Source organism: Rhizobium sp. RCC_161_2 (assembly GCF_041355235.1).
Taxonomy (GTDB): Bacteria; Pseudomonadota; Alphaproteobacteria; order Rhizobiales; family Rhizobiaceae; genus Rhizobium.
Genome location: NZ_JBFUPL010000002.1, coordinates 260520 through 283333 on the forward strand (window position 1 = coordinate 260520; position 22814 = coordinate 283333).

The 22814-nt window shown below is 60.6% G+C and carries 26 protein-coding genes; 10 read left to right on the plus strand and 16 right to left on the minus strand.

Annotation, left to right across the window (positions count from 1 at the left end):
• Positions 1–6: 6 nt before the first annotated feature.
• Genes AB6803_RS05395 through AB6803_RS05405 form a run of 3 tightly spaced genes read right to left on the minus strand, consistent with a single transcriptional unit; the run spans position 7 to position 1728 of the window.
• Positions 7–708 (minus strand): TIGR02281 family clan AA aspartic protease, encoded by a 702-nt coding sequence (locus AB6803_RS05395; RefSeq protein WP_371107921.1) that lies wholly within the window; start codon positions 706–708, stop codon positions 7–9.
• On the minus strand, positions 705–926 hold the full coding sequence (locus AB6803_RS05400) for a DUF1289 domain-containing protein (protein WP_371107922.1): 222 nt from the start codon (positions 924–926) through the stop codon (positions 705–707). The genes AB6803_RS05395 and AB6803_RS05400 overlap by 4 nt, the downstream gene beginning before the upstream one ends.
• A 19-nt stretch (positions 927–945) precedes the next feature.
• Entirely contained in the window at positions 946–1728 is a 783-nt protein-coding gene (locus tag AB6803_RS05405; protein ID WP_371107923.1) for an adenosylcobinamide-GDP ribazoletransferase, read from the minus strand.
• Between the two features lie 124 nt (positions 1729–1852).
• Here AB6803_RS05405 and cobT point away from each other — a divergent pair, with 124 nt between their 5' ends.
• Positions 1853–2869, plus strand: coding sequence for a nicotinate-nucleotide--dimethylbenzimidazole phosphoribosyltransferase (cobT, locus tag AB6803_RS05410; RefSeq protein WP_371107924.1), 1017 nt, complete (start codon positions 1853–1855; stop codon positions 2867–2869).
• 185 nt (positions 2870–3054) lie between these two features.
• On the plus strand, positions 3055–3447 hold the full coding sequence (locus AB6803_RS05415) for a diacylglycerol kinase (RefSeq protein WP_371107925.1): 393 nt from the start codon (positions 3055–3057) through the stop codon (positions 3445–3447).
• A gap of 17 nt (positions 3448–3464) precedes the next feature.
• On the opposite strand, the gene AB6803_RS05420 is transcribed toward AB6803_RS05415, so the two are convergent.
• Entirely contained in the window at positions 3465–4994 is a 1530-nt protein-coding gene (locus AB6803_RS05420; RefSeq protein ID WP_371107926.1) for a sensor histidine kinase, read from the minus strand.
• Between the two features lie 122 nt (positions 4995–5116).
• Between AB6803_RS05420 and AB6803_RS05425 the strand changes: the two genes are divergently transcribed.
• From AB6803_RS05425 to AB6803_RS05435, 3 genes are all read left to right on the plus strand, one after another.
• The gene (locus AB6803_RS05425; RefSeq protein WP_371107927.1) at positions 5117–5689 is read left to right on the plus strand and encodes a thermonuclease family protein; all 573 of its coding nucleotides are present in this window, start codon (positions 5117–5119) and stop codon (positions 5687–5689) included.
• Between the two features lie 2 nt (positions 5690–5691).
• Positions 5692–6321, plus strand: a complete 630-nt coding sequence (locus AB6803_RS05430) for a uracil-DNA glycosylase family protein (protein WP_371108333.1) — start codon at positions 5692–5694, stop codon at positions 6319–6321.
• Between the two features lie 66 nt (positions 6322–6387).
• Positions 6388–6876: an Lrp/AsnC family transcriptional regulator gene (locus AB6803_RS05435; protein ID WP_007696539.1), complete on the plus strand. Its 489-nt coding sequence runs from the start codon at positions 6388–6390 to the stop codon at positions 6874–6876.
• 44 nt (positions 6877–6920) lie between these two features.
• Here the strand turns inward: AB6803_RS05435 and AB6803_RS05440 are convergent, their stop codons facing one another.
• Positions 6921–7793, minus strand: a complete 873-nt coding sequence (locus AB6803_RS05440) for an NAD(P)-dependent oxidoreductase (RefSeq protein WP_371107928.1) — start codon at positions 7791–7793, stop codon at positions 6921–6923.
• Between the two features lie 271 nt (positions 7794–8064).
• Here AB6803_RS05440 and AB6803_RS05445 point away from each other — a divergent pair, with 271 nt between their 5' ends.
• From AB6803_RS05445 to AB6803_RS05460, 4 genes are all read left to right on the plus strand, one after another.
• A complete protein-coding gene (locus AB6803_RS05445; protein WP_371107929.1) occupies positions 8065–9033 on the plus strand; it encodes an aliphatic sulfonate ABC transporter substrate-binding protein in 969 nt (322 codons plus the stop codon).
• 203 nt (positions 9034–9236) lie between these two features.
• A complete protein-coding gene (gene ssuD, locus AB6803_RS05450; RefSeq protein ID WP_371107930.1) occupies positions 9237–10412 on the plus strand; it encodes an FMNH2-dependent alkanesulfonate monooxygenase in 1176 nt (391 codons plus the stop codon).
• A 24-nt stretch (positions 10413–10436) separates the two neighbouring features.
• A complete protein-coding gene (gene ssuC, locus AB6803_RS05455) occupies positions 10437–11273 on the plus strand; it encodes an aliphatic sulfonate ABC transporter permease SsuC (protein WP_371107931.1) in 837 nt (278 codons plus the stop codon).
• 10 nt (positions 11274–11283) lie between these two features.
• A complete protein-coding gene (locus AB6803_RS05460) occupies positions 11284–12087 on the plus strand; it encodes an ABC transporter ATP-binding protein (RefSeq protein WP_371107932.1) in 804 nt (267 codons plus the stop codon).
• Here AB6803_RS05460 and AB6803_RS05465 read toward each other — a convergent pair.
• From AB6803_RS05465 to AB6803_RS05500, 8 genes are all read right to left on the minus strand, one after another.
• Positions 12084–12560: an SRPBCC family protein gene (locus AB6803_RS05465; RefSeq protein WP_371107933.1), complete on the minus strand. Its 477-nt coding sequence runs from the start codon at positions 12558–12560 to the stop codon at positions 12084–12086. The two genes, AB6803_RS05460 and AB6803_RS05465, sit on opposite strands and share 4 nt — an antisense overlap.
• A complete protein-coding gene (locus tag AB6803_RS05470) occupies positions 12557–12901 on the minus strand; it encodes an ArsR/SmtB family transcription factor (RefSeq protein WP_371107934.1) in 345 nt (114 codons plus the stop codon). The genes AB6803_RS05465 and AB6803_RS05470 overlap by 4 nt, the downstream gene beginning before the upstream one ends.
• Positions 12894–13586, minus strand: coding sequence for a glutathione S-transferase family protein (locus AB6803_RS05475; RefSeq protein WP_371107935.1), 693 nt, complete (start codon positions 13584–13586; stop codon positions 12894–12896). The genes AB6803_RS05470 and AB6803_RS05475 overlap by 8 nt, the downstream gene beginning before the upstream one ends.
• A 131-nt stretch (positions 13587–13717) precedes the next feature.
• Positions 13718–14542: a methyltransferase domain-containing protein gene (locus tag AB6803_RS05480; protein ID WP_371107936.1), complete on the minus strand. Its 825-nt coding sequence runs from the start codon at positions 14540–14542 to the stop codon at positions 13718–13720.
• Positions 14543–14639: 97 nt separating this feature from the next.
• Positions 14640–14906 (minus strand): usg protein, encoded by a 267-nt coding sequence (locus AB6803_RS05485; RefSeq protein ID WP_183693923.1) that lies wholly within the window; start codon positions 14904–14906, stop codon positions 14640–14642.
• 195 nt (positions 14907–15101) lie between these two features.
• On the minus strand, positions 15102–15932 hold the full coding sequence (locus AB6803_RS05490) for an ABC transporter permease (protein ID WP_371107937.1): 831 nt from the start codon (positions 15930–15932) through the stop codon (positions 15102–15104).
• On the minus strand, positions 15929–16732 hold the full coding sequence (locus tag AB6803_RS05495; RefSeq protein WP_371107938.1) for an ABC transporter permease: 804 nt from the start codon (positions 16730–16732) through the stop codon (positions 15929–15931). The genes AB6803_RS05490 and AB6803_RS05495 overlap by 4 nt, the downstream gene beginning before the upstream one ends.
• 115 nt (positions 16733–16847) lie before the next feature.
• Complete coding sequence (locus AB6803_RS05500; protein ID WP_371107939.1) at positions 16848–17630, minus strand: ABC transporter substrate-binding protein; 783 nt, start codon at positions 17628–17630, stop codon at positions 16848–16850.
• A gap of 371 nt (positions 17631–18001) precedes the next feature.
• On the opposite strand from AB6803_RS05500, the gene AB6803_RS05505 reads away from it, so the two are divergent.
• On the plus strand, positions 18002–20530 hold the full coding sequence (locus AB6803_RS05505; protein ID WP_371107940.1) for an OmpA family protein: 2529 nt from the start codon (positions 18002–18004) through the stop codon (positions 20528–20530).
• A 50-nt stretch (positions 20531–20580) separates the two neighbouring features.
• On the opposite strand, the gene mobB is transcribed toward AB6803_RS05505, so the two are convergent.
• The 3 genes from mobB to AB6803_RS05520 are packed head-to-tail and all read right to left on the minus strand — an operon-like array spanning position 20581 to position 22680.
• Positions 20581–21111, minus strand: a complete 531-nt coding sequence (gene mobB, locus AB6803_RS05510; RefSeq protein ID WP_371107941.1) for a molybdopterin-guanine dinucleotide biosynthesis protein B — start codon at positions 21109–21111, stop codon at positions 20581–20583.
• A complete protein-coding gene (gene mobA / locus AB6803_RS05515) occupies positions 21108–21758 on the minus strand; it encodes a molybdenum cofactor guanylyltransferase MobA (protein WP_371107942.1) in 651 nt (216 codons plus the stop codon). Before mobA ends, mobB begins: the two co-directional genes overlap by 4 nt.
• Before the next feature lie 10 nt (positions 21759–21768).
• Positions 21769–22680: a DMT family transporter gene (locus AB6803_RS05520; protein WP_371107943.1), complete on the minus strand. Its 912-nt coding sequence runs from the start codon at positions 22678–22680 to the stop codon at positions 21769–21771.
• Positions 22681–22814 lie beyond the last annotated feature (134 nt).

The window sequence follows — 22814 nt, forward strand, 5'->3', positions numbered from 1 at the left end:
TCGCGCTCAATCCCGCAGCCGCAGTTCGTCGGTCTGCATCTGCATCGACCCTAGCGTTTCCAGGAAGCTCATGCCGAGCAGGCTCTGGTCGAGCTTGCCTTCCTCCGCGACGGTCGCCTCGACGTCGCGGCGCACAATCGGGCCAATGGCGACGGAGCCGAGTTCTACGGGGGCGGCTCTCGCCCGGCCGTTCGCGGTGATCATGGTCATGGAATAGGTGAGGTTTTCCGGGATGATGCCGACGCGCTCGGCGTCCTCCCGCGAGAGCGCGATGGAGCTGGCGCCGGTGTCGACGAGCATGTCGATCGGCTGACCGTTGATCATCACTTCCGCCTGGAAATGGCCGTTCGAGAGCTTGTGGAGGATAACCTCCTGGCCGCCCTCACTGGTCGTGACGACGACGGCATGTCCGGGCACGAGGCCGGCAAACAGCCGGCTGCCGACCTCCTGGGCGTCGCGTCGGTAAACATAGGCAGTCGACAGCGCCATGATGATTACCAGCCAGATCAGCAGATTGCGCAGCGACTGGCTGACGGTTTGGCGACTTGCCCAGATGCCGGCAGCCATCATCAGCGAAAGAGGCAGCAGATAGATGACACGAGCAAAATCGTCATTTTGCATGCCGAAGGTCGTGCCGCTGTTATTGTTGAAGAGTAGGAGCGCGAGACCGATGCCGATGATGGCGAGGGCGATGTTCAGGCGGTTCATACGATGCTGCGCTCCCGCGCCATCCGCTGGCGGCGGGTTTCCCGGCGCGGCTTGCGCTCGACGGTGGCGAGGCGCTCCGGCAGGGCCTGCATGATATCCTGGCGCTCGTCGTCGCTATAGGTCATCCATCCGCCGATTTCCTCGCGCGTGCGTCCGCAACCGAAGCAATAGCCGGTGTTCAAATCGATGGAACAGACAAGAATGCAAGGTGTTAGCATAGGATCATATATCGATGCTTCAGACGCACATGGCAAGGGTACAGAAAGCAGCGATCTCGCAAATTTGCTGTGCCGCGCCGATGGTGTCGCCGGTATGGCCGGAAAGCCTTTTACGGATGCGCCGCGTGAAGAAAAATGCTGCCGCCGCCGTGACGAGAAGGCAGAGGACGAAGGCGGGAAGCCTGAGGCTTGGCCATAGCAGAAAGGCCGAAAGCACCAGCGCGGTGATCAGCGCGATCTGCATGGGGCCATAGTCCGGTTTTCCCGCCGACGCGGCGACCCCATCCGGCTTGGCCGCCGGCAGGGCATACCAGTGCCAGACCATGGCGCCACGGCTCAAGACGGCCGCCGCCGGGATGGTCAGCGCCGCGTCGAAGGGAGCGAGGCCACGGCCGATCGCGGCGAGGGCGGCAGCGCGCAGCCCGAAAGACAGGATCAGAGCCACCGCGCCATAGGTGCCGATGCGGCTATCCTTCATGATAGCCAGCGCCCTGTCGCGATCCTTGCCGCCACCGAGCCCATCGGCGGTATCGCTGAAGCCGTCCTCATGCAGCGCGCCGGTCGTTATCGTTTGAACGGCGAGCGCCAGAAGTGCAGCCATCAGCGGATCGGCATCGAAGGCCAGCAGCACGCCGAAGACGATTGCGGCGGGCAGGGCGATCAGCAGGCCGGCGAGGGGAAAGGCACGTGAGACACGGTCAAGCTTGCCGTCTTCGCCCTCAAAGAAGGAAGCGGGCACGGGAATGCGGCTCAAGAAGGCCATGGCGCGGGCGATGTCGCCCGTATATTCCCGAATATCCATCCTCTCCCCGTTATTCTTGCGACAGCATTGGGCGCTTTTTGCAGTTGTTCGCGCCCGTGCCGAAGACTAATAGAGTCGCACGCAAAAAACCTGATTTGAGACCAAAAGACAAGGAACGGCATTCATGAGCGTTACCGGCCTGCCATTCGACGATTTCCGCACGCTGCTGCGCGACCTTCCGGGCCCCGATCCCCGAGCGCTGGTGACAGCGCGCGAGCGCGACGCGCAGCTCACCAAGCCGCCGGGCGCTCTCGGTCGCCTCGAGGAGATTGCCTTCTGGCTCGCGGCCTGGACGGGCCGTGCGCCCGCCGTCACCCGCCCGCTCGTTGCGATCTTTGCCGGCAATCACGGCGTCACCAAGCAGGGCATCACGCCGTTTCCGCCGTCGGTGACGCAGCAGATGGTAGAGAATTTCGCCGCAGGCGGCGCCGCCATCAACCAGATCTGTGTCACCTATGATCTCGGCCTGAAGGTGTTCGATCTGGCGCTCGATTATCCGACCGGTGACATTACCGAAGAGCCGGCGCTTTCCGAGCGCGACTGTGCCGCAACCATGGCCTTCGGCATGGAAGCGATCGCCGGCGGCACGGACCTGCTCTGCATCGGTGAAATGGGCATCGGCAACACCACGATCGCAGCCGCCATTCACTACGCGCTCTATGGTGGCACGGCGGCGGAATGGGTCGGCCCCGGAACCGGTTCGGAAGGCGAGATGCTGAAGCGCAAGATCGCCGCCGTCGAAAAGGCCGTGGCGCTGCATCGCGAGCATCTCTCCGATCCGCTGGAGCTGCTGCGTCGCCTCGGTGGCCGCGAGATCGCCGCCATGGCCGGCGCCATTCTCGCTGCCCGCATGGAGCGTATTCCTGTTATCATCGACGGCTATGTCGCGACCGCCGCCGCATCGATCCTCAAGGCTGCCAACCCGTCCGCGCTCGACCATTGCCTGATCGGCCACGTCTCAGCGGAGCCAGGGCATCTGAAGGCCATCGACAAGCTCGGCAAGACACCGCTCCTGGCGCTTGGCATGCGGCTCGGCGAGGGCACAGGCGCGGCGCTTGCCGCAGGTATCGTCAAGGCCGCCGCCGCCTGCCATTCCGGCATGGCGACCTTTGAGAGCGCTGGCGTTACCAACAAGCACTGACGGATAAAATAGCGAGGCGCGACGATTGCGCGCCTCGCCTCCAAAATTCCGTCCGACTTTCGATTTATGTCATAAAGCCGTAACAAATTCTGGAGCCGACTCAGTGGTCGGCTTGCCTTGGCGATGACGAAACTGTATTCGCAAGGCAGCTAAATTGCACTCAGGACTGCGCGGACAGGGCGAAGATGGCCGAGTTTTCGAAATCAGCGGTAACCAAGGAAACAGGTATCCGACATTTTTTTGCCGCTGCCAGCTATTCCTGGGGTGGCTTTCAGCGCCTGCTGCAGGAATCCGCTTTCCGGCAGGAACTCCTGTTCGCAGGGGTCGCCTTGATCCTGCTGATCGCGGTCGGCGCGACGCTTGGCGAAATCATGATTGCTGTCGTGTTATTTCTTGGTGTCTTCGCAGTTGAGGCGATGAATACGGCGGTCGAGGAAGTGATCGACCGGATTTCGCCGGAGATTTCCAATGTCGGCAAGCATGCGAAGGATTTGGGATCCTTTGCCGTTTTCTGCATGCTGGTCGCGTCGGGCCTCTATCTGCTGTACATCATCGGCTATCATCTGTTTTTCCGATAGCCGTTACGGCTTGAGCCTCAGGCAAAGCTTTTCTTGCGGCGCTCGACAGACGGCGCGTCCTCAATGGCCGGCAGGCTTTGCAGCACGCGCTTGGCTGGCAGGATGGCGATGACCTCGGTGCCTTCGCGCAGCTTCGATTTCAGCATGAACTGACCGTCATGCTTGGCAAGGATCGCCTGCACGATCGGCAGGCCGAGGCCGGTACCCTGTTCTGCGCTCTTGATGGCGATCGAGCCCTGACCGAAGGCGGAGAGAACCACCGGTATCTCTTCTTCGGGAATGCCGGGTCCATTATCCCTGATCGCCACATATTGTCCGCCGCCGGAGGTCCAGCCGACCTTGACGGTGATCTCGCCCCCTTGAGGCGTGAACTTCACGGCATTGGACAGGAGATTGAGGATCACCTGTCGAATGGATTTCTCGTCGGCCCAGACGGAAGGAAGTTGCAGCTCGAACTGCTGCGAGATGGAGATATTTTTTCCGCGAGCGCGCAACTGCACCATACCGATGCAATCCTCCGCCACATCCAGCAGCGAGATCGCCTCTTCGTTCAGCTCGTACTTGCCGGCCTCTATGCGCGAGAGATCGAGGATCTCGTTGATCAGATTGAGCAGGTGCTGTCCGGAGCGATGGATATCCGTTGTGTATTCGCGATAGGTGGCATTGTTGAGCGGTCCCATGACTTCAGCCGACATGACTTCGGAGAAGCCGAGGATGGCGTTCAGCGGTGTTCTGAGTTCATGCGACATCGAGGCCAGGAAGCGCGATTTGGCGAGATTGGCCTCTTCGGCGCGGCGGCGGGCCTCATCCGACATCGATTTGGCGACCTCGAGCTCGGCGATCAGGTCGTCCTTTTCCGATTGGAAGGAGAGGATTTTCAGGTTGGATTGAAACATCCGGTTGGTGATGAAGGTGAAGAAGATAACGGCGACGGTGACTGAGGCGGCAAGGGTGATATCGAGCGGATCGCGGGTCAGGATCGCCTTGACGGCGAGAGCGACGATCGCCGGGGCAAAGGCGAATGGCACCGCGCGCGGCAGCATGAAATTCGCCATGGTGGTAATACAGATCGCCACCAACAGCGCCGCGCCCTTATAGAGCACGAAGCTGTCGCCACCGCAGGCGGAGCAGCCCTGCATGGCGAAGAACGCCCAGCAAAAGCCGATGAAGAGTTGGCCCAACAGCAGGATCTGGCGCCATTTCCTGGCGCGCCCGATGGTCATCTCGTACTTCTTCGCACGGCGGCCAAGCAGCATGTTGACGGCATGCATCGTCAAGGTCGGAATGGCCCAGATGAAGATTTGCGCGTCGCGGGTAAGGTAGGCGCCGAGGGCCGCGACGATGATGACGAAGAGCGGCATGACGGAGGCACCCTGTAACAGGGTGTCGACATGCATCATCATCAGTTCGCGGTCGAAACTCCGGCTATGGCCGGATTGCAGGCGCTCGCGCGTCTGCCGCACGGCCTTCGACACAGCCCGGTTACGGTGACTGCGCGATCGGTCGACGATGATTTTATCTGTCGATGTGCTGACGCCGGTACTCATGGTTGCGTTGAAACTTGGCTTGCGGAAGGCTACAGACTAGCGGTCAAATCTTAAGAAGATGCTGCCTGAAATGTTTTGTTTGCCATCTTTACCAAGGGTTTGTTCGTGAAGGAGGCAAAAGCGTGACGCGATCTGGGCGCCTGTTTCGTGACGGCGTAACGACGTTCGCCCTACTGGTGTTGCTCGGTTTGCTGGCGCTGAAGTTGAACAATCGCCCGGAACTGGTTCAAACCGGACGATTTTACGTTGTCGATGGTGACACACTCGCTCAAGGCGGCGAGCGTTTTCGGCTGCGCGGCATCGATGCACCGGAATATCGGCAGCAATGTCAGCGCCACAATGCAGGCTGGGCCTGTGGCGAAGAGGCGCGTAGAGCCCTTGATCGGCTTATGAAGGCGGGGTTGCCCGAATGCCGAGGTAGCGAAAAAGATCGCTATGGCCGGCTGCTGGTGATTTGCAGAGCTGGCGATGTCGACATTAACGCCGCGATGGTGCGCAGTGGCATGGCTGTATCCTATGGTGGCTATGCAGCTGATGAGGCTCAAGCGCGGCAGGCGAGGGCCGGGCTTTGGGCCGGCGATTTCGAACGGCCACGCGACTATCGGCGCGAGGAGCAGATGGAACATGCTGGCGGAAGCGATCCGCTTGGCGGATTGGGCGATTATCTGCGAAAGCTGGTGGGATGGGGTGAATGACGATGCCGGGCAACGAGTTGCAGGCGTTGCGCGACGCAATCGCCCTCTGTCGTGTCTGTCGCGACGCGCCGATACGCGGTGAGGCGGATCGGCTACCGCATGAACCGAGGCCGGTTGCGGTGTTGTCGGCGACGGCGCGCATCCTGATTGCCGGGCAGGCGCCAGGGCTGCGCGTCCACGAGAGCGGCTTGCCGTTCAATGACGCCTCCGGCGACCGGCTGCGGCAATGGCTGGGCGTCGACCGAGACAGTTTTTACAATCCCGATCATTTCGCCATCGTGCCGATGGGTTTCTGTTTTCCCGGCTATGACGCTGCCGGCAGCGATTTGCCGCCGCGCAAGGAATGCGCGCCGCTCTGGCGGCAGAGGACGCTGGAGGCGATGCCTCAGATAGAACTCGTCCTGGCCATCGGGCAATATGCCCAGGCCTGGCACTTGGGCGTAGCGCGGATGGCGTCGATGACGGAAACAGTTTCGGAATGGCGGCGTTATCTTCTGACCAACCGGTCGCCGGCCATTCTGCCGTTGCCGCATCCAAGCTGGCGCAATAGCGGTTGGCTGAAGCGCAATCCCTGGTTCGAGGCGGAGTTGCTGCCGGTGTTACAAGAACGTGTAAAAATCCTCGTTTCTTGAAACAAGTTTCTTTTCTTTCGCCAAAAACGCGCTATAGAGAGAATATAATTCGAAAGGATAGCCGAAATGGATCGTCTCGACCGCAAAATCCTGCGCCTGCTGCAGGAAGATTCCACTCTGGCCGTGGCTGATCTTGCCAAGAAGGTCGGGCTGTCGACGACACCATGCTGGCGCCGTATTCAGAAGATGGAAGAAGATGGTGTCATTCGCCGCCGCGTCGCGCTGCTCGATCCGGAAAAGGTCAACACCAAGGTTACCGTTTTCGTCTCGATCCGCACCAACAGCCACTCGATCGAATGGCTTAAGCGCTTTTCCGAAGTGATCGCCGACTTCCCGGAAGTGGTCGAATTCTATCGCATGAGCGGTGATGTCGACTATCTGCTGCGCGTCGTCGTTCCGGATATCGCCGCCTATGACGCTTTCTACAAGCGCATGATCGCCAAGATCGAAATCCGCGACGTCTCCTCGGCCTTCGCGATGGAGCGGATCAAGTATTCGACGGAACTGCCGCTGGATTACATGCTGCTGGATACCGCGAAGTCGCAGGAGGACTAAGCGCCATATTTGCAATGGCGCTTAGCAAAGAACGGCGGACTAAATTACTTCCTGTCCAGCCGCGCCAGCAGCGACGAAGTATCCCAGCGATTGCCGCCCATGGCCTGGACGTCGCCGTAGAATTGATCGACGAGTGCGGTTAGCGGAAGCTTGGCCTCATTGCGGCGGGCTTCCGCCAGCACGATGCCGAGATCCTTACGCATCCAGTCGACGGCGAAGCCGAAGTCGTATTTGCCGGCGTTCATAGTCTTGTGGCGGTTTTCCATCTGCCAGGAGCCGGCCGCGCCCTTGGAGATGACGTCCACGACCTTTTCAATGTCGAGGCCGGCCTGCTTGCCGAAATGGATGCCTTCCGCAAGCCCCTGGACGATGCCGGCGATGCAGATCTGGTTGATCATCTTGGTGAGCTGGCCCGCGCCGACCGCGCCCATCAGGCCGACCATGCGGGCATAGGCGTCGATAACGGGCCTTGCCTTTTCGAATATGGCCTCGTCACCACCGCACATGACGGTCAGCACGCCATTCTCCGCGCCGGCCTGGCCGCCAGAGACGGGGGCATCGATGAATTCAACGCCTTTTTCCTTGGCCGCTGCGTGGAGCTCGCGTGCGACTTCGGCGCTTGCGGTCGTGTTGTCGATCAGGATCGCACCGGCCTTCATGCCTGAGAGCACGCCGTCCTTGCCGATCGTTACCGAGCGCAGGTCGTCGTCATTGCCGACGCAGGTAAAGACGAAATCGGCGCCTTCGGCAGCCGCGGCGGGGGTGGAGGCAAACTTGCCGTCATACTGCTTGGCCCAGGCTTCTGCCTTGGCGACGGTGCGGTTGTAGACGGTGACGTCGTGGCCACCCTTGACCTTCAGATGCCCTGCCATGGGATAGCCCATGACGCCCATGCCGATGAAAGCGACCTTTGCCATTCGCGAAACTCCCTTACGAATTTTGACAAAAGGCTTAGCGGAAAGGCGAGGGGGACGGAAGACCGATTTGTCGGCGAACTTGTCTCGGTCTCATTCGTCTTGGAAGATAATTCCGCATATTCCTCATTTCTCGAAATCGAATTTCGATACATTCGCCGAAATTCACAATATCAGATGTCGATATAATCCATGGATTTGCAATTCTTAGGGCATCAATAGCAATGCCGGTGGCAACGGGACGTGTCCCGATCCGGTGGGGAAAGGACTTTTCATGATCTCGCGCAGACAGACACTCAGCCTTCTCGGCGCCACGGCCGCCGCCCTCACGCTGCCTTCCATACGGCCGGCGCGCGCGGCCGCTGCAACCACCCTTCGTATAGGCTGGCAGAAGAACGGTGTACTGGCGCTGGCCAAGCGCAAGGGCTCGCTGGAAAAGCTGCTTGCCGGTCGCGGCATTTCTGTCGAATGGTCCGAGTTCACCTCCGGCCCGCCGCTGTTGGAAGCGCTGGGCGCCGGTGCGCTCGATTTCGGCGCAACTGGCGATGTGCCTCCGCTTTTCGCGCAGGCCGCCAACGGCAATCTGCTTTATGTGGGCCAGTATTCGGGAAGCCCGGAAGGTTCAGCCATTCTGGTGCGCAAGGATTCGCCGATCCAGACGCTAGCGGATCTCAAGGGCAAGAAACTGGCCTTCAAGCGAGGCTCAAGCGCCCATAACGTCGCCGTAAAGGCGCTTGCCAAGGGTGGTCTGACAGTGAACGACGTCCAGCCGCTCGATCTCGCGCCGCCGGATGCTTCCGCTGCTTTCAAGACCGGCGCGATCGATGCCTGGTCGATCTGGGATCCCTATCTCGCCATCGCCGAGGCCGATCCGGATACCCGCATTCTGGCGACGGCACGCGGGCTGCTCGATTCCTACAGCTATTTCCTGGGGAATGCCGATTTCACCAAGGATAATGCACAGGTTATCGTGGATGTGCTCGGTGAGCTCGCCAAGGTCGGTACCGCGGCGCAGACCAATCTGGACGATACGGTCGCGGCGCTCTCGGAGATCACCGGCGTGCCGGCCAATGTTACCAGGGTGACGCTGACGCGCCCTGATTTCAATCTTGGCGCCATCTCGACCATCACCGATGCAGCCATCGCCTATCAGCAGGGATTGGCGGACTCGTTCTACGACCTCGGGATCGTTCCGAAGAAACTGACCGTGACCGATATCGTCTGGCGGCCGAAAGCAAGCTGAGCGACGAACACTCACTTCCCATGATCGATTAGCCCCGCTCGAAACATGACGGGTGAAGGCCATCTCGCGGAAAAATATTCCGCGAGATGGCCAACAATAGAAAATCTGCATTGTCGATATAATCGGTAGTCTATGCCACTATCCCTCGGAAGCCCCAAGGGACATGCTCCCGATGACCCGCGCCTAGAAGACAGGAAAACACCATGACCAATTCCGCCAAGCCCATCGACTTCCTGTGGTTCATTCCGACCTCCGGCGACGGCACCTATCTGGGCTCGACCGATCTCAACCGTGGGCCGGAAATCGGCTATCTCACGCAGATCGCCCAGGCGGTCGACAGGCTCGGCTTTTCCGGCGTGCTGCTGCCGACGGGCGTCTCCTGCGAGGAATCCTTCATCACGGCCGCCGCTCTGTCGGCGCACACACAGAAGCTGAAGTTCCTGGTGGCCATCCGCCCCGGCACGGCGTCGCCGGCCTATTACGCCCGTCTCGCCTCGACGCTCGATCGCGTTTCCAATGGTCGCGTGCTGCTCAATATCGTTGTCGGCGGTAGCCCGGCCGAACTGGCGGGTGACGGCATTCATCTCGAGCATGACGAGCGCTATGCCCATGCCGACGAGTTCTTCACGGTCTGGGAAGAGCTTATGGAGAAGGGCTCTTCGACATTTAAGGGCAAGTATATTACGGCCACCAACGCAAGGCTCGGCCTGCCGCCGGTGCAATCGCCGCGCCCGCCGCTTTACTTCGGCGGTTCCTCCGACGCCGGTATCGATTTCTCGGTTGGCCGTGTCGACAAGTATCTGACGTGGGGCGAGCCTCCGGCACAGGTGGCCGAGAAGGTCGAGAAGGTCCGTGCCGCCGCCGCCAAGAAGGGCCGCGAAGTCAGCTTCGGCATCCGCCTGCATTTCATTGTTCGCGAGACGGACGAAGAGGCATGGGCCGCCGCCGACCGGCTGATCTCCAAGCTCGATGACGAGACGATCCGCGAAGCACAGGAGCAGTTCGTCAACCAGTCCGACTCCGTTGGCCAGAAGCGCATGGCAGCCCTTCACGGCGGCCGCCGCGACAAGCTCGAAGTCTCGCCAAATCTCTGGGCTGGCGTTGGCCTCGTACGCGCCGGTGCCGGCACGGCGCTGGTCGGTTCGCCGCAGACTGTTGCCGCAAGGCTGCGCGAGTATCAGGATATCGGCATCGAAACGGTGATCGGGTCCGGTTATCCGCATCTGGAAGAGGCCTATCGCGTCGCGGAACTGCTGTTCCCCGAACTCGGGCTGACCCGCGAACAGCAGCGCGCCGGCTTTCGCAACGAATTCGGTGCAAAGCAGATATTCGCCGGCGGCAGCCATGGCGGCAATCTGAAAGTTGTTTCCGGCTCTTAACGCGAACAATACGGGGAGATTCTCATGTCGGCATTCGACACATCCTTCGTCCGCGTGGCTGCGCAAAGCCGGGCTCGCCCGGCAAAGCAGGTACGGCCGGTCATCTCCCTGGAGCGGTTTTTGCCTTTCCTGCTGCCGGCCGTCGTCATAGCGGCCTGGCAGCTTGGCTCGTCGGTTGGCTGGATCTCCACGCGCATCATGCCGTCGCCGGCCGCTGTCGTGCTTGCCTTCTGGCAGACGACGATTTCCGGGCAGTTGCCGCATAATATCCTCGTCAGCGCCGGCCGCGCCTTTGCCGGCCTGCTGGTCGGCGGCTCGATCGGCTTCCTGCTCGGCATCGCCAACGGCGTGTCGCGCCTGTCGGAAAAGCTGACGGATACGACGTTGCAGATGCTGCGCACCATTCCGCATCTGGCCATGGTGCCGCTGGTCATCCTATGGTTCGGGATCGGCGAGGAATCGAAGCTGTTCCTGACGGCCCTTGGCGTGCTCTTCCCGATCTATCTCAACACCTATCATGGCGTTCGCAATGTCGATCGTGGCCTCATCGAGATGGGCAGGGTCTATGGCATGAGCAACTGGACGCTGTTCAAGAAGGTGATTTTCCCGGGCGCCTTGCCGTCGATCCTCGTCGGCTTGCGTTTCGCGCTCGGCATCATGTGGCTGACGCTGATCGTGGCGGAATCGATCGCCGCGTCCTCGGGCATCGGCTACATGGCCAACAATGCCCGCGAATTCGGCATGACCGATGTCGTGGTGCTGACGCTGGTGATCTATGCCGTGCTCGGCAAGCTTGCCGATGTTGTCGCCCGGGCGCTGGAGCGCAGGGCGCTGCGTTGGAACCCGGCCTATCAGAATTAAGGAATCACCCATGACCGCCATCGCATTGGAACGCGCTTATCAGGACTCCTCCGGGAGCGCTCGGTTGCAGACGGGTGCTGCCGCCATCCACATCAAGGGCCTGGAAAAGAGCTTCGACAATAATCGCGTGCTGCGCGGCATCGATCTCGATATTCCCGCCGGCCAGTTCGTCGCGGTCATCGGCAAGAGCGGCTGCGGCAAGAGCACGCTGCTGCGCATCCTGATGGGGCTGGATGAGCCGACTTCGGGCCATCTGCGTTTCGAGACCGATGACGCGAATGACGCGGCACCGAATGCCCGCATCGTCTTTCAGGAGCCGCGATTGCTGCCTTGGCTCTCCGTTGCCGACAATGTCGCCGTTGGTCTCGGCGAGGGGCTGCCGCAGCAGGTGGTACGGTCCGAAACTGCGGCCGTGCTTTCGGAAGTGCAGCTGGCAGAGAAGGCCGGAGAATGGCCGTCGCGGCTTTCCGGCGGTCAGAGGCAGCGCGTGGCGCTTGCCCGCGCGCTGGTCAGCAAACCCGGCGTACTGGCGCTGGACGAGCCGCTTGGCGCGTTGGATGCGCTCACCCGCATCAGCATGCAGGAATTGCTGAACCGCGTCTGGCGCGAACTCGGCTTTACCGCCGTGCTCGTGACGCATGATGTCAGCGAGGCCGTGCATCTGGCCGATCGCGTCGTGGTGCTTGATGAGGGGCGGATCGTGCTTGATCTCGCCGTTCCCCATCCGCACCCCCGCCGCCATGGCAATCCGGCGCTTGCCGAACTCGAGGGACAGTTGCTGGCTGCTATCCTCGGCGATGCCAAGGCAGGCTAATTTGGCCGGGTTTCGTCGCCTTCGACATAGAGACGCAGATTGTCGAAGCCCATTTCCGTGCCCATCAGCCGGGAACCGTTGTCGCCATAGCCGTCGAGAAATACCACCTGTTCGGTGAAGAGCATTCGCGTACCGGATGGTTCCGGCGCGAAGGCGACGGTGGCGAGCGACACGGAGATGCGCTTGTCATCGAGCATCATGTCGAAAGCGTAGATGATGCGCTCGTTGGGCACGATGTCGATATAGCGGGCCTGATAGGCGTGCACCACGCCGTCCGTCGACGCAATGCGGTTGCTCTCGCTGCCGCCGGGGCGGAAATCGAGTTGATATTCCAGCGGCGTCCATTCCCCATGGCAGGAAAACCATTGGCGTTTGTTCTCGGCCACTGCCCAGGCGCCGAAGACGCGCGGCAAAGGCGCCTTGAAATGCCGCTCTATGGTGAGCGTCGTGTGTTCCGTCGATCTCCCAGTCATTCTGTTATCGTCTCCGTGGAAGTATCGGCCAGAAACTGATCCAGCCGGTCGAAGCTTCTGTTCCATCCTGCCTTGCGCTCTGCGATCCAGTGCTCGACCGATGCAAGCGCCTCCTTACGCAGATGGTAGGTCCGCACGCGGCCAGATTTTTCCGACAGCACCAGACCGCTGCTCTCTAGTACCTGCAGGTGTTTCATCACGGTCGGCAGCGCCATGGCGAATGGCTGTGCCAGTTCCGTCACCGAGGCGGGACCGTTGCCGAGACGGTCGATCATGCCGCGTCGGCTCTGATCCGACAGGGCCTGGAACATCCGGTCGAGTGCCAGGGGTTCCTCAAGCATGCGGGTGTTCCGGCCGGAACTGCGGGGGCAGCTTTTCATGATAGGGATAGAAATGGAAATAGGGCATCGCCTCCTTGAGCACGCGGGCGAAGGACGGACGCTTGAGCAGGCGCTGGTAATATTGTTTGATCCGGAGATGCTGTTCGCCGAAGGGCACCAGCGTTTCGGCGTAGAACAGCGCCGGGGCTGCGGCGCAATCGGCCATTGTCAGTGCGTCTCCGGCCATCCAGGTTTTTTCGCCCAGCTGCTGCTCGATCATGCCATAGGCGGTGCGCAATAGTGTTTGCGCCTGCTCGACGCTTTGAGGATCGTGTGCGCCTTCGGGCCGATTCTTGTCGGCGACGATCGCCTGCATCGGTGCCTGGACGTAAAGATCGAAAAAGCGATCCCAGAGGCGGACGCATAGTGCATCCGTCGGATCGGGTGGCAGCAAGGGCGTTGAGCCGGGATAATGCCGGTCGAGATATTCGATGATGATGCTGGTTTCTGGAACGGTGCTGTCGAGTGCCTCGTCGCGCAGGACTGGGAATTTCCCGATTGGCCACAACCGGAGCAAGGAGGCGCGCGAATCCACGTTGCCGAGATCGATAATGCGGCTCTCGAACGGTGTACCGTTTTCATAGAGCGCCATCAGGACTTTGTGACAGAAGGAGGCGAGGGGGTGCTGATAGAGAATAAGGGACATGCGGAGACCTTTCCTACATCAAGGCTTCGTACTGAAACTTAACCGAATGGCTAAGTAACAGAACGACCGCGATGGGGCAAGGAATAGTTATCCAATCGGGTAACTATTCCGGAGGTCCTGGGAGGAGCATCTTATTCCGCGATGAGGCGCGCGATGATCAGATGGCCCGGCGTCGGCTGGCCGTCTTCCATGCGGACATTGATGTCGGTGATCTCGACCAGTTCGAAGCCGGTCGCCTTGAGACGTTCCTGCACGTAGCTTTCGGCATGGGCGAAGCGCTGATGCGGGCCGACCATATAAGGGCGACCAGCGAGCGCGCTGTCCGGCAAGGTCTCGGAGGAGAAAATGAAGAGACCACCCGGCGTCATGTTGTCGGCGGCGCCGAAGAACAGCGGCTCCAGCGCACCGAGATAGGGCAGAACGTCGGTGGCGGTGATCAGGTCGAAAGGCTCTTCGTCATTGTCGTCGAGGAAATCCTCGACTTCGGCGACGAACAGCGTCTCGTAGAGGTCTTTTTCGTGGGCGACTTCGACCATGTTTTCGGAAATGTCGATGCCGGTGATGTCCTCGACGATATCGCGTAGCGTGCCGCCGGTCAGCCCCGTGCCGCAGCCGAGATCGAGCATGCGTTTGAATGGGCCGAGACCGAGCGCCTGCAACCGCTGGCGTACGAGAACCGGAACGTGATAGCCGAGCTGCTCGACAAGTACGTCCTCGAAGACTTCGGCATGCTGGTCGAACAAGGTTTCGACATAGGCGTCGGGCGCCTTCACCGGCGTTTCGCCGCGGCCCATCGAGGCAATGCGTACAGCCGCGCCGCCATGGTCGTCGGGATCGATCGTCAGCACTTGCTGATAGGCCTTGACGGCGGCATCGATGTCGCCGGCCTTTTCCAGCGCGAGCGCGCGGTTATAGGCTTCCGCCAGCGCGTCTTCGTCGATCTTCTTCTTAGCCATGGGACACCAGCCTTTCCGTTTGTCAGGCAGGCCTTAAGGCGCTTCCTTGGCTTTTGCAAATAGTTTGGGGCTTTTGCAAATGGTTTGGCAGCCAGCGTTAGTGCAGGATGAACTCTCCCTTCAGCGCGCGCCATTCCGTCGCCGAGATCAGCTTGCGGTGGACATAGCGCACCGAATGCAGCGGTCCGTCCAGCTTTTCCTGCCAGAACTTCAGGAAGCCGTGCATCTCGGGAAAGTTCGGGGCGAGATCATAGTCCTGCCAGATATAGGTCTGTAGAAATTGAGGATGATCGGGCAGGCGATAGAGGATCTGCGCCGTGGTCAACCCGTAGCCTTGCAACTGCTTTTGCATTTCGTCGTGCATGAGGTCTCTCTTTCTGTTTCCACTACCTTTCGTGACAGATGGTCACGGATAAATGGAAGCACTTCAAGGTAAACCTATGCTTTATAAAAGTGTCATGAAAGAAAATTTATTCACAGAAATCAATATGATAGCAGCCTGTCGAGATGAGTGCTGCCAAAAGGGCGGGTGGCACCGGAGGATGCCACCGCAATTGGATCAGCGCTTCAGATGCCGTGTCAGATAGCCTTCCATGCGAGCCCAGCCATTGCGCATGACTTCGACGATCGAAAGATAGAAAATCGCCGCCCACAGATAGGCCTGGTAGTCGTAGGTCTGTGAGAAGGCGTAGCGCGTCTCTCCCATCAGATCATAGACGGTGATGATCGAGACGGTTGCCGAGCTCTTGATCAGCAGGATGATCTCGTTGCCGTAGGGACGCAGCGCCACGATCAAGGCTTGCGGCATGATGACCTTGTAGAAAGTCACAAGCTTGTGCAGGCCGAGCGATGCGGCGGCCTCGCTCTGGCCGCGATGGACGCTCTGGATGGCACCGCGCACGATTTCCGCCTGATAGGCTGCCGTGTTCAGCGTAATGGCAAACAGACCGCAATTGAAGGGATCGCGGAAGAACCACCAGAGGCCGATATAATCGAGAGAGCCACGGGCCTGCGGAAAGCCGTAATAGACGATGAAAATCTGCGCCAACAGCGGCGTGCCACGGAAGAGATAGACATAGCCATAGGTCAGGCTGCCCAGAATCTTGTTCTTCGACATTCTGGCTAGGGCGAGCGGAATTGAGAGTATCGCGCCGAGAATGAAGGAATAGCCTACCAGCGTCACCGTTATCCAGAGACCATGCAGGAAACGCGGGCCGAACTTGAAGAACTTTGCATTATCCCAGTTGGTGATCATCATCGTGATCAAGGCGATGCCGAGCAGCGCCCAGATGAACAGGAATAAATAGCCGACAATGCGGGATTTGGAGATGCGCTTCATCGTCTCCGGCGGTGCCGGCTGCGCCGGGATCAAAGCTTCAGCATAGCTCATCGGCGAAACTCCGCACGCTTGGCCCAGCGATCGAGGTAGGACAAACCAGCTGAGGAGATGATGGCGAGTACCAGATAGAGGGAGCAGGCAACGGCGTAGAAGAAGAATGGCTCCTTCGTCGAGCGCACGGCCAGGCCTGTCTGGCGGATGATATCGGCGAGTCCGATGATGGAAACGTAGGACGTGTCCTTCAGCAGGTTCATCCAGAGGTTCCCGAGATTGGGGAGCGAAATGCGGATCAGCTGCGGCAGGATGATGAGACGCATCGTGCGGACGCGGTGAAAGCCGAGGGCGTCACCCGCCTCATACTGCCCCTTGGGGATAGCCCTGAAGGCCGAGAGCAGCACTTCCGAGCAATAGGCTGAAAAGACGATCGAAAGTGCGATCATGCCGGCAACGAAGGCGTTGATCTCGACCGGTCCATCGTAGCCGATATGCGCTAGGGCCGTTTGCAGCAGGATCTGCATGCCGTAATAGATGATGAAGAGGGTCAGAAGCTCCGGCAGGCCGCGGAAGATGGTGGTGAACACGCCGGCGGCGAGCCGCAGCGATCTTTCTTCGGATTGCTGCGCCAGCGCGACCAGGAAGCCGACGATCAGGCCGAGCGGCAATGTCAGCACGGCGACCGTTATAGTCACCCTGAGACCACCGGCGATTTCGTCGCCCCAACCGGTATCGCCGCAGGCGATGACGGTGTTCTGGCCGAACAAGGTGAAAAGTCCGACCGGGCCGCACAGCGGATCGAAAATATTACTCAGCCAAGCCCATAAAGAGCCGAGCGCGGAAAACAATCCGCCCATACCATATTTCCCCTCACGGCTTTTTGCCGTGTTACTCTTATATAACCGTTGTCAAACAAAAACGGCGGAAGGGCAAGCTTCCGCCGTTGTCTTTTCCCAAGAAATCGACAGGCGATCAGTTGCCGTAGACGTCGAAGTCGAAATACTTGTCCTGGATCTTCTTGTAGGTGCCGTCAGCGCGGATCGCGGTAATGGCCGCGTTGAACTTATCCTTGAGCGCGGTGTCACCCTTGCGAAGACCGATACCGGCGCCGATACCGTTGATTTCCGGATCGATCTTCAGCGTGCCGAGCAACTTGCAGCAGCTACCGGCGTCGGACTTGACCCACTCCGAGAGAACCACGACGTCGTCGATGACGGCGTCGATGCGGCCGTTCGAGAGGTCGAGCTTATATTCGTCCGGCGACGGATAGAGCTTGAGTTCGGCATCCTTCAGGTGCGCCGTGGCATAGTTGGCGTGCGTGGTCGAGGACTGCGCGCCGATGCTCTTGCCCTTCAGGGCCTCATCGGTCGTGTCGGTAATCTTGGAATCCTTCGGCACGGCGATGGCGGGTGGCGTGTTGTAGTACTTGTTGGTGAAATCGATGGTCTTTTCACGCTCCGGCGTGATCGACATGGACGAGACGATGGCGTCGAACTTCTTGGCCTGGAGGGCCGGGATGATGCCGTCGAAATCCTGATTCACGAAAGTGCACTTGATCTTCATCTGATCGCAAAGCGCATTGGCTATATCGATGTCGAAGCCGACGATCTTGCCCGAGGCATCGAGCGATTCGAACGGAGGATAGGTGGCGTCCGTGCCGATGACGATCGAATCGCTGGCTGCGAGCGCGGCGCCTGCGAAAAGCGACATCGCTGCAAGTGATGCTGCAGCGAAAAGACGAGTGGAAATGCGCATTTTGATCCTCTCAGTTGGCGACCGGCAGCTCTTTTTCTTCATTGGCGGCCGGCCAGAATGGAGCGGGCCAGAGGCCTGCCTTGGGAGGATAATCGTACTTTTTTTTCGCAAATTGCAACTGGAATTATGAAGGACTTCCGCACCGCACACTGTCGTCTAAGTGCTTTGCATGGCGTCACAAACTGAATGAAAGCCGTCCGGCGCATTCAGCTAGGGTTAATTCAGGCCTCCTAATAGTGTCGGAACAATACGCCCCCCTGCCGCGATTCAACCTTACGAGGAACGAAAAACGGCCGGGATCATGAGACATCGCCTCTGCGGGCTTGAATCCGCAACCCGGCGGATAATGAAGATAAGAGGAGACCCCATCTATGGGAAAGCGATCCAGATTATTTGCCAGCGCTGCATTCCCGCTGCTTTCGTTGTCGCTCGCATTTGAGCCGGCGGCTGCCGCGGCGTTGCGGGCACAGGACGTAGCGCCACTCAACAATGATGCCCTCGGATCGATCGCTGCCAACGGCGGTGCAAGTTTTGAAGTAGCCCAGGAGCAGCCTCAGGGCGGCCAGTCCGAGGAAGAGCTGCGCAAGCACAAGAAGCCGGGCGAAGCCGAACAGGGCGCGCCGCAGGGGCAGAAGCATGAAGCCGCGCCCGCGCAGCAGGGCGGAGCCGAGCCACAGCATAAGGCAAAGGAAGCTGCGCCCGAAGCGGCACCGCAACCGCAGAAGCATCAGCAGGAGGCGCCGCAGCCGAAGGCCGCCGAGCCGCAGGCCGCTCCCAAACAGCAACAGGAGCAGCCCGCGGAGAAGCCGCCGGCACAGAAGCCGCAGGCTCAGCCTGAAGCCAAGCCGCAGCCAAAGGCCGTAGAGCCGCAGGCGCAAGAGCCGGCGCCGAAGCCGCATAAGCAACCTGCTGAGCAGCAGCCAACGGCTCAACCGGAAGTAAAGCCGCAGCCAAAGGCCGCACCTGAGACACAGCAGCAAGGCCAGCCCGAGCAAAAGCAGCACCAGAAGCCGCAGGCCCAGCCAGCCGAGCCGGCACAGCAACAGACACCCGCCAAGCAGCCGGCTCCGGCCGCGCAGCAGCCTCAGGGCCAGCAGGCTAAGCCGGAGACTGAAACTCAGCCCGCGCAGAAACCGCATCAGAAGCCTCAGGCCCAGCCTGCCGAGACAGCGCCGCAACAGAAGGCACCGGCGCAGCAACCAGCCGAACAACAGACGGCACCCGCTCAGCAACCGGCCCCTGCCGCGCAGCAACCCCAGGGTCATAAGACCCAGCCGGACGGCCAGGCTCAGCCGGCAACGGAGGGAGCTCCCGGCAATCAGCAGGGACAGAAGCCCGGCGGTGACAAGACGCACGGCAAGCCACAGCAGGGTCAGCCGGGTGAGCAGCCGCCCGCAGGCACTGCCCAGCAGCCGGCACCGAAGGGTGAGCCGCAAGGACAGCAGGGCCAACAGCCAAATCAGGCGGCTCCGCAGACCGGCAAGCAACCGCAGCCGAACAATGCAGCCGGCGCTCCTGCGCAGGGTACAGTCACGCCGGCGCCCGCCAACGGAACCGCGCAGCCTAACGGCGCAGCCCAGCCGGGGGCCGAAACGACAGTTCCCGCCAGCGCACCGGTGTCGCCGCAAGAATTGGAGCGTCGCAAGAAGATTGCGGAAAATCCCGCCGAAAGCAAAGGTCCTGTCATCCTGCCGGTCCAGAACGGCGCTGCCGTGTTGGATAGCGACAAGGATGCCGCCCGTCGCGGACATCGTCAGGGTGGCCAGAACCCCGGCGGTCAGGGTGGTGCGCAAGCAGGGCAGCAGGGCCAGCCAGGCCAGGCTCCTGCAGGCCAAGGCCAAGCCGGTCAGGCCGGACAGGGCCAAAATGCCCAGACACCGCCGCCGGCCGCCTACACGAAGCCGCCGACCTCCGATGCCGAGGCACAGCGCGCGGCGGGCGGTCAGCAACAGCCACCTGTGAAGATGGAAGCCGTGACCAGCGAGCAGGGCCGCCGTATGGATGCCCGGCCGAATTTTGCGGCGCCAGGCGGAACGACGGTCCAGACCATCATCAATCAGGACAACCGTACCATCGTGAATGTCGACAACAACTATGTCGTTCGCCATGACGATACCGAACGCTTTGTCCGCGGCGGTGAGCGTCCGACCTACGAGCAGCTTCCGCGGGACCGCTATCGCGAGACCATCGACCAGCCGGACGGCGATCGTATCATCACCGTGCGCAACCGTTATGGCGACATCATCCAGCGGTCGCGTGTCGATGCGGACGGCCGCGAATATGTGCTGTTCTACTCGCCGGAGCTCGAACAGCAGCCGGATCATGACGACTATTTCCGGGATCCGGGCGATAGCCTGCCGCCGATGCGTCTGCTCATCCCGCTGAGCCAGTACATCATCGACACCGGAACCGAGCGCGATTCGGACTATTACGACTTCCTGCGTGAGCCGCCGGTCGAGCCTGTCGAGCGCATCTATTCGGTCAATGAAGTGCGTTATTCCGCGCGTATCCGCGACAAGGTGCGCCGTATCGATCTCGATACGATCACTTTCGCAACCGGCAGCGCGGAAATTCCGATGTCGCAGGCGAGCACATTGCGCGGCGTCGCCGACGCCATCGGTCAGATCGTCAAGAAGGACCCGACCGAGACCTTCCTGATCGAAGGTCATACGGATGCCGTCGGCTCTCCCGAAAGCAACTTGATCCTTTCCGACCAACGGGCAGAATCGGTCGCGAAAGTGCTGAGCGATGTCTACGGTGTTCCGCCGGAAAACCTGGTGACCCAAGGATATGGCGAGCAATATCTGAAGGTGAACACGCAGGGGCCGGAGCAGGAAAACCGCCGCGTCACCATCCGCCGTATCACGGCGCTGGTGCGTCCGGTCGCTTCCAACCGGTAAAATCTTCTTGTCTCATGATACAAAGGCCGTCGGGAAACCGGCGGCCTTTGTCATTTGGAGGGTTGGCCGAGGCCGACCGTTGCGGCGATGAAATCGGCGATCGCCTGAGTGTCGTCGAGATTGAAAACGGTCAGCGCGCCGGCATTCTCGACTGGATGATCGGCGGCGATGGCGACGATATGCAGGTCCTGTGGCGCCAGAGGTTCGTTCTTCGCGGCCTCCAGCCGGCGCGCCTCGATCTTCGGGATCGGCTCGCGCTTGTAGCCTTCGATCAGGACGAGATCGCAAGGCGCGATCCGGGCGAGGATTTCTTCGAAGCTTGGTTCCGCCTCGCCACGCAATTCGTGCATGATGGCGTAGCGCGTGCCGGAAACGATGGTGACTTCATGCGCCCCGGCCTCGCGATGGCGAAAACTGTCGGCGCCGACCTTGTCGATATCGAAGTCATGATGGGCATGTTTGATGGTCGAGATCTTGTAGCCGCGGCGGGTGAATTCGGTGACCAGGCGCACGGCGAGACCGGTCTTGCCGGAGTTCTTCCAGCCAGCGATGCCGAAGATTTTTGGGCGCGGGGTTGTCATGGGGTCTTCTCCAGTGCCGTGAGCCATTTTTCCGCGTCGATCAGGTCGTCAGGCCTATTGATGTTGAAGAAGGGGTCGAGCGGGCCGATCGCCGTTTCGATGGTCGGAAAATCCACAGTCCGGACGAGGTGACGCCCAAGGAAATCGCGGACGCGCCGTTTCTCATCCGCGAGAAGCCAGGATTCGAGATCGTCCGCAACGGAGACGGGCCAGAGGCCGAAGACGGGATGATCGCGTCCCAGCGATGTGGCGATTGCGATGTCATCCCGGCTTTCAATGGGGGCTGCGAGCCGAGCCACCAGATCGATCGGGAAAAACGGACTGTCGATCGGCACGGTGACGAGATGGGAGGTGCGGGGGTGGTGTCCAGCAGCATAGCGCATGGCGGTCAGCACGCCGGCGAGGGGGCCAAGCTTGCCCGGAATGGTGTCGGGGACCAGCGGCAGTCCTTCCGTATCCGGCCAGTCGGCATCGGCGTTGAGCGCGACCGGTATTGTCTGTCGCTGCCCGATCCGTGTCGCGATGCGCGTCAGAAGTTTTTCGCCGCCGAGCGAAACGAATGCCTTGTTCATACCCATGCGGCTGGAACGACCGCCGGCAAGCAGGAAGGGCGGGATTTCGGCGGAATCTGCGATGAAGCCGGGCATGCTGGCGACCTCAGGCGGGCACACGCGGCTCTGATTCCTGGGCGATAGGCTGGGCCGCTTGCCGCTTTCTCTCCCGATAGAATGTATAGATGCCCGAAGCGATGACAATGGCGGCGCCGATGAAGGTCCAGGCATCCGGCACCTCGCCGAAGAAGATTAGGCCGAGCAGTGCCGACCAGATCAGGCTGATATAACGAAACGGCGCGACGAAGGAGATTTCGCCTGTCCGCATCGCCAGGATGGTCGCCTGATAGCCGATCAGCACTAGGACCGATGCCAGCAGGATATGCGAGAACGAGGTGAGGCTGACCGGTTGCCAGCCACCGAGCGGTTCTGTCAGCAGCGCACCGAAGATTGAAATCGAAACTGCGGTGCACACCGTCACCATCAGCGACGGTACATCCTTGCCGATGCAACGCGTGGCCAGATCGCGTGCGACGGTTGCGAACATGCAGGCAATGGAGAGCAGGGCGGCCGTTGTAAAACCTTGGGGATCGGGGCGGACGATGATCAGTACGCCGGCGAAACCGACGATGATTGCCGCGCAGCGCCGCCAGCCGATTGGTTCCTTGAGAAACAGCGCCGCGCCGAGCGTGACGGCGAGCGGCACTGCCTGCTGAATGGCGGACGCATTGGCGATGGGCATCATTCCAAGCGCGGTGATGTAGGTTCCCGCCGCGATCGCCTCGCAGGCGATGCGCAGGGCGATCATCGGCTGCAGAATGACTTTCCATGAGCGCAAGGCGCCCATGTGCCGGGCGAGCAGGTAGACGATGATGCTGGTGAAGAGCCCGCGGATAAAAATGATCTCGCCGGCATTCATGACCGAGATGACTGATTTGGACAGCGCATCGCTACAGGCGAAACCTGCCATTGATGCGGCCATGTAAAGGGCGCCCTGCGTATTCTTGGTCCGCGGCATGAAACGATTCCCTAGATATATCGGTTTGACCTACTGTGCTTTTCGTTAAATTGGAATCGCTCATAGCCTGCTGGTGGTGGAATTCGATTGTGCGTTGCAGCGAAACTCCCGGTTGATCGCATGCTTGGCTCCGA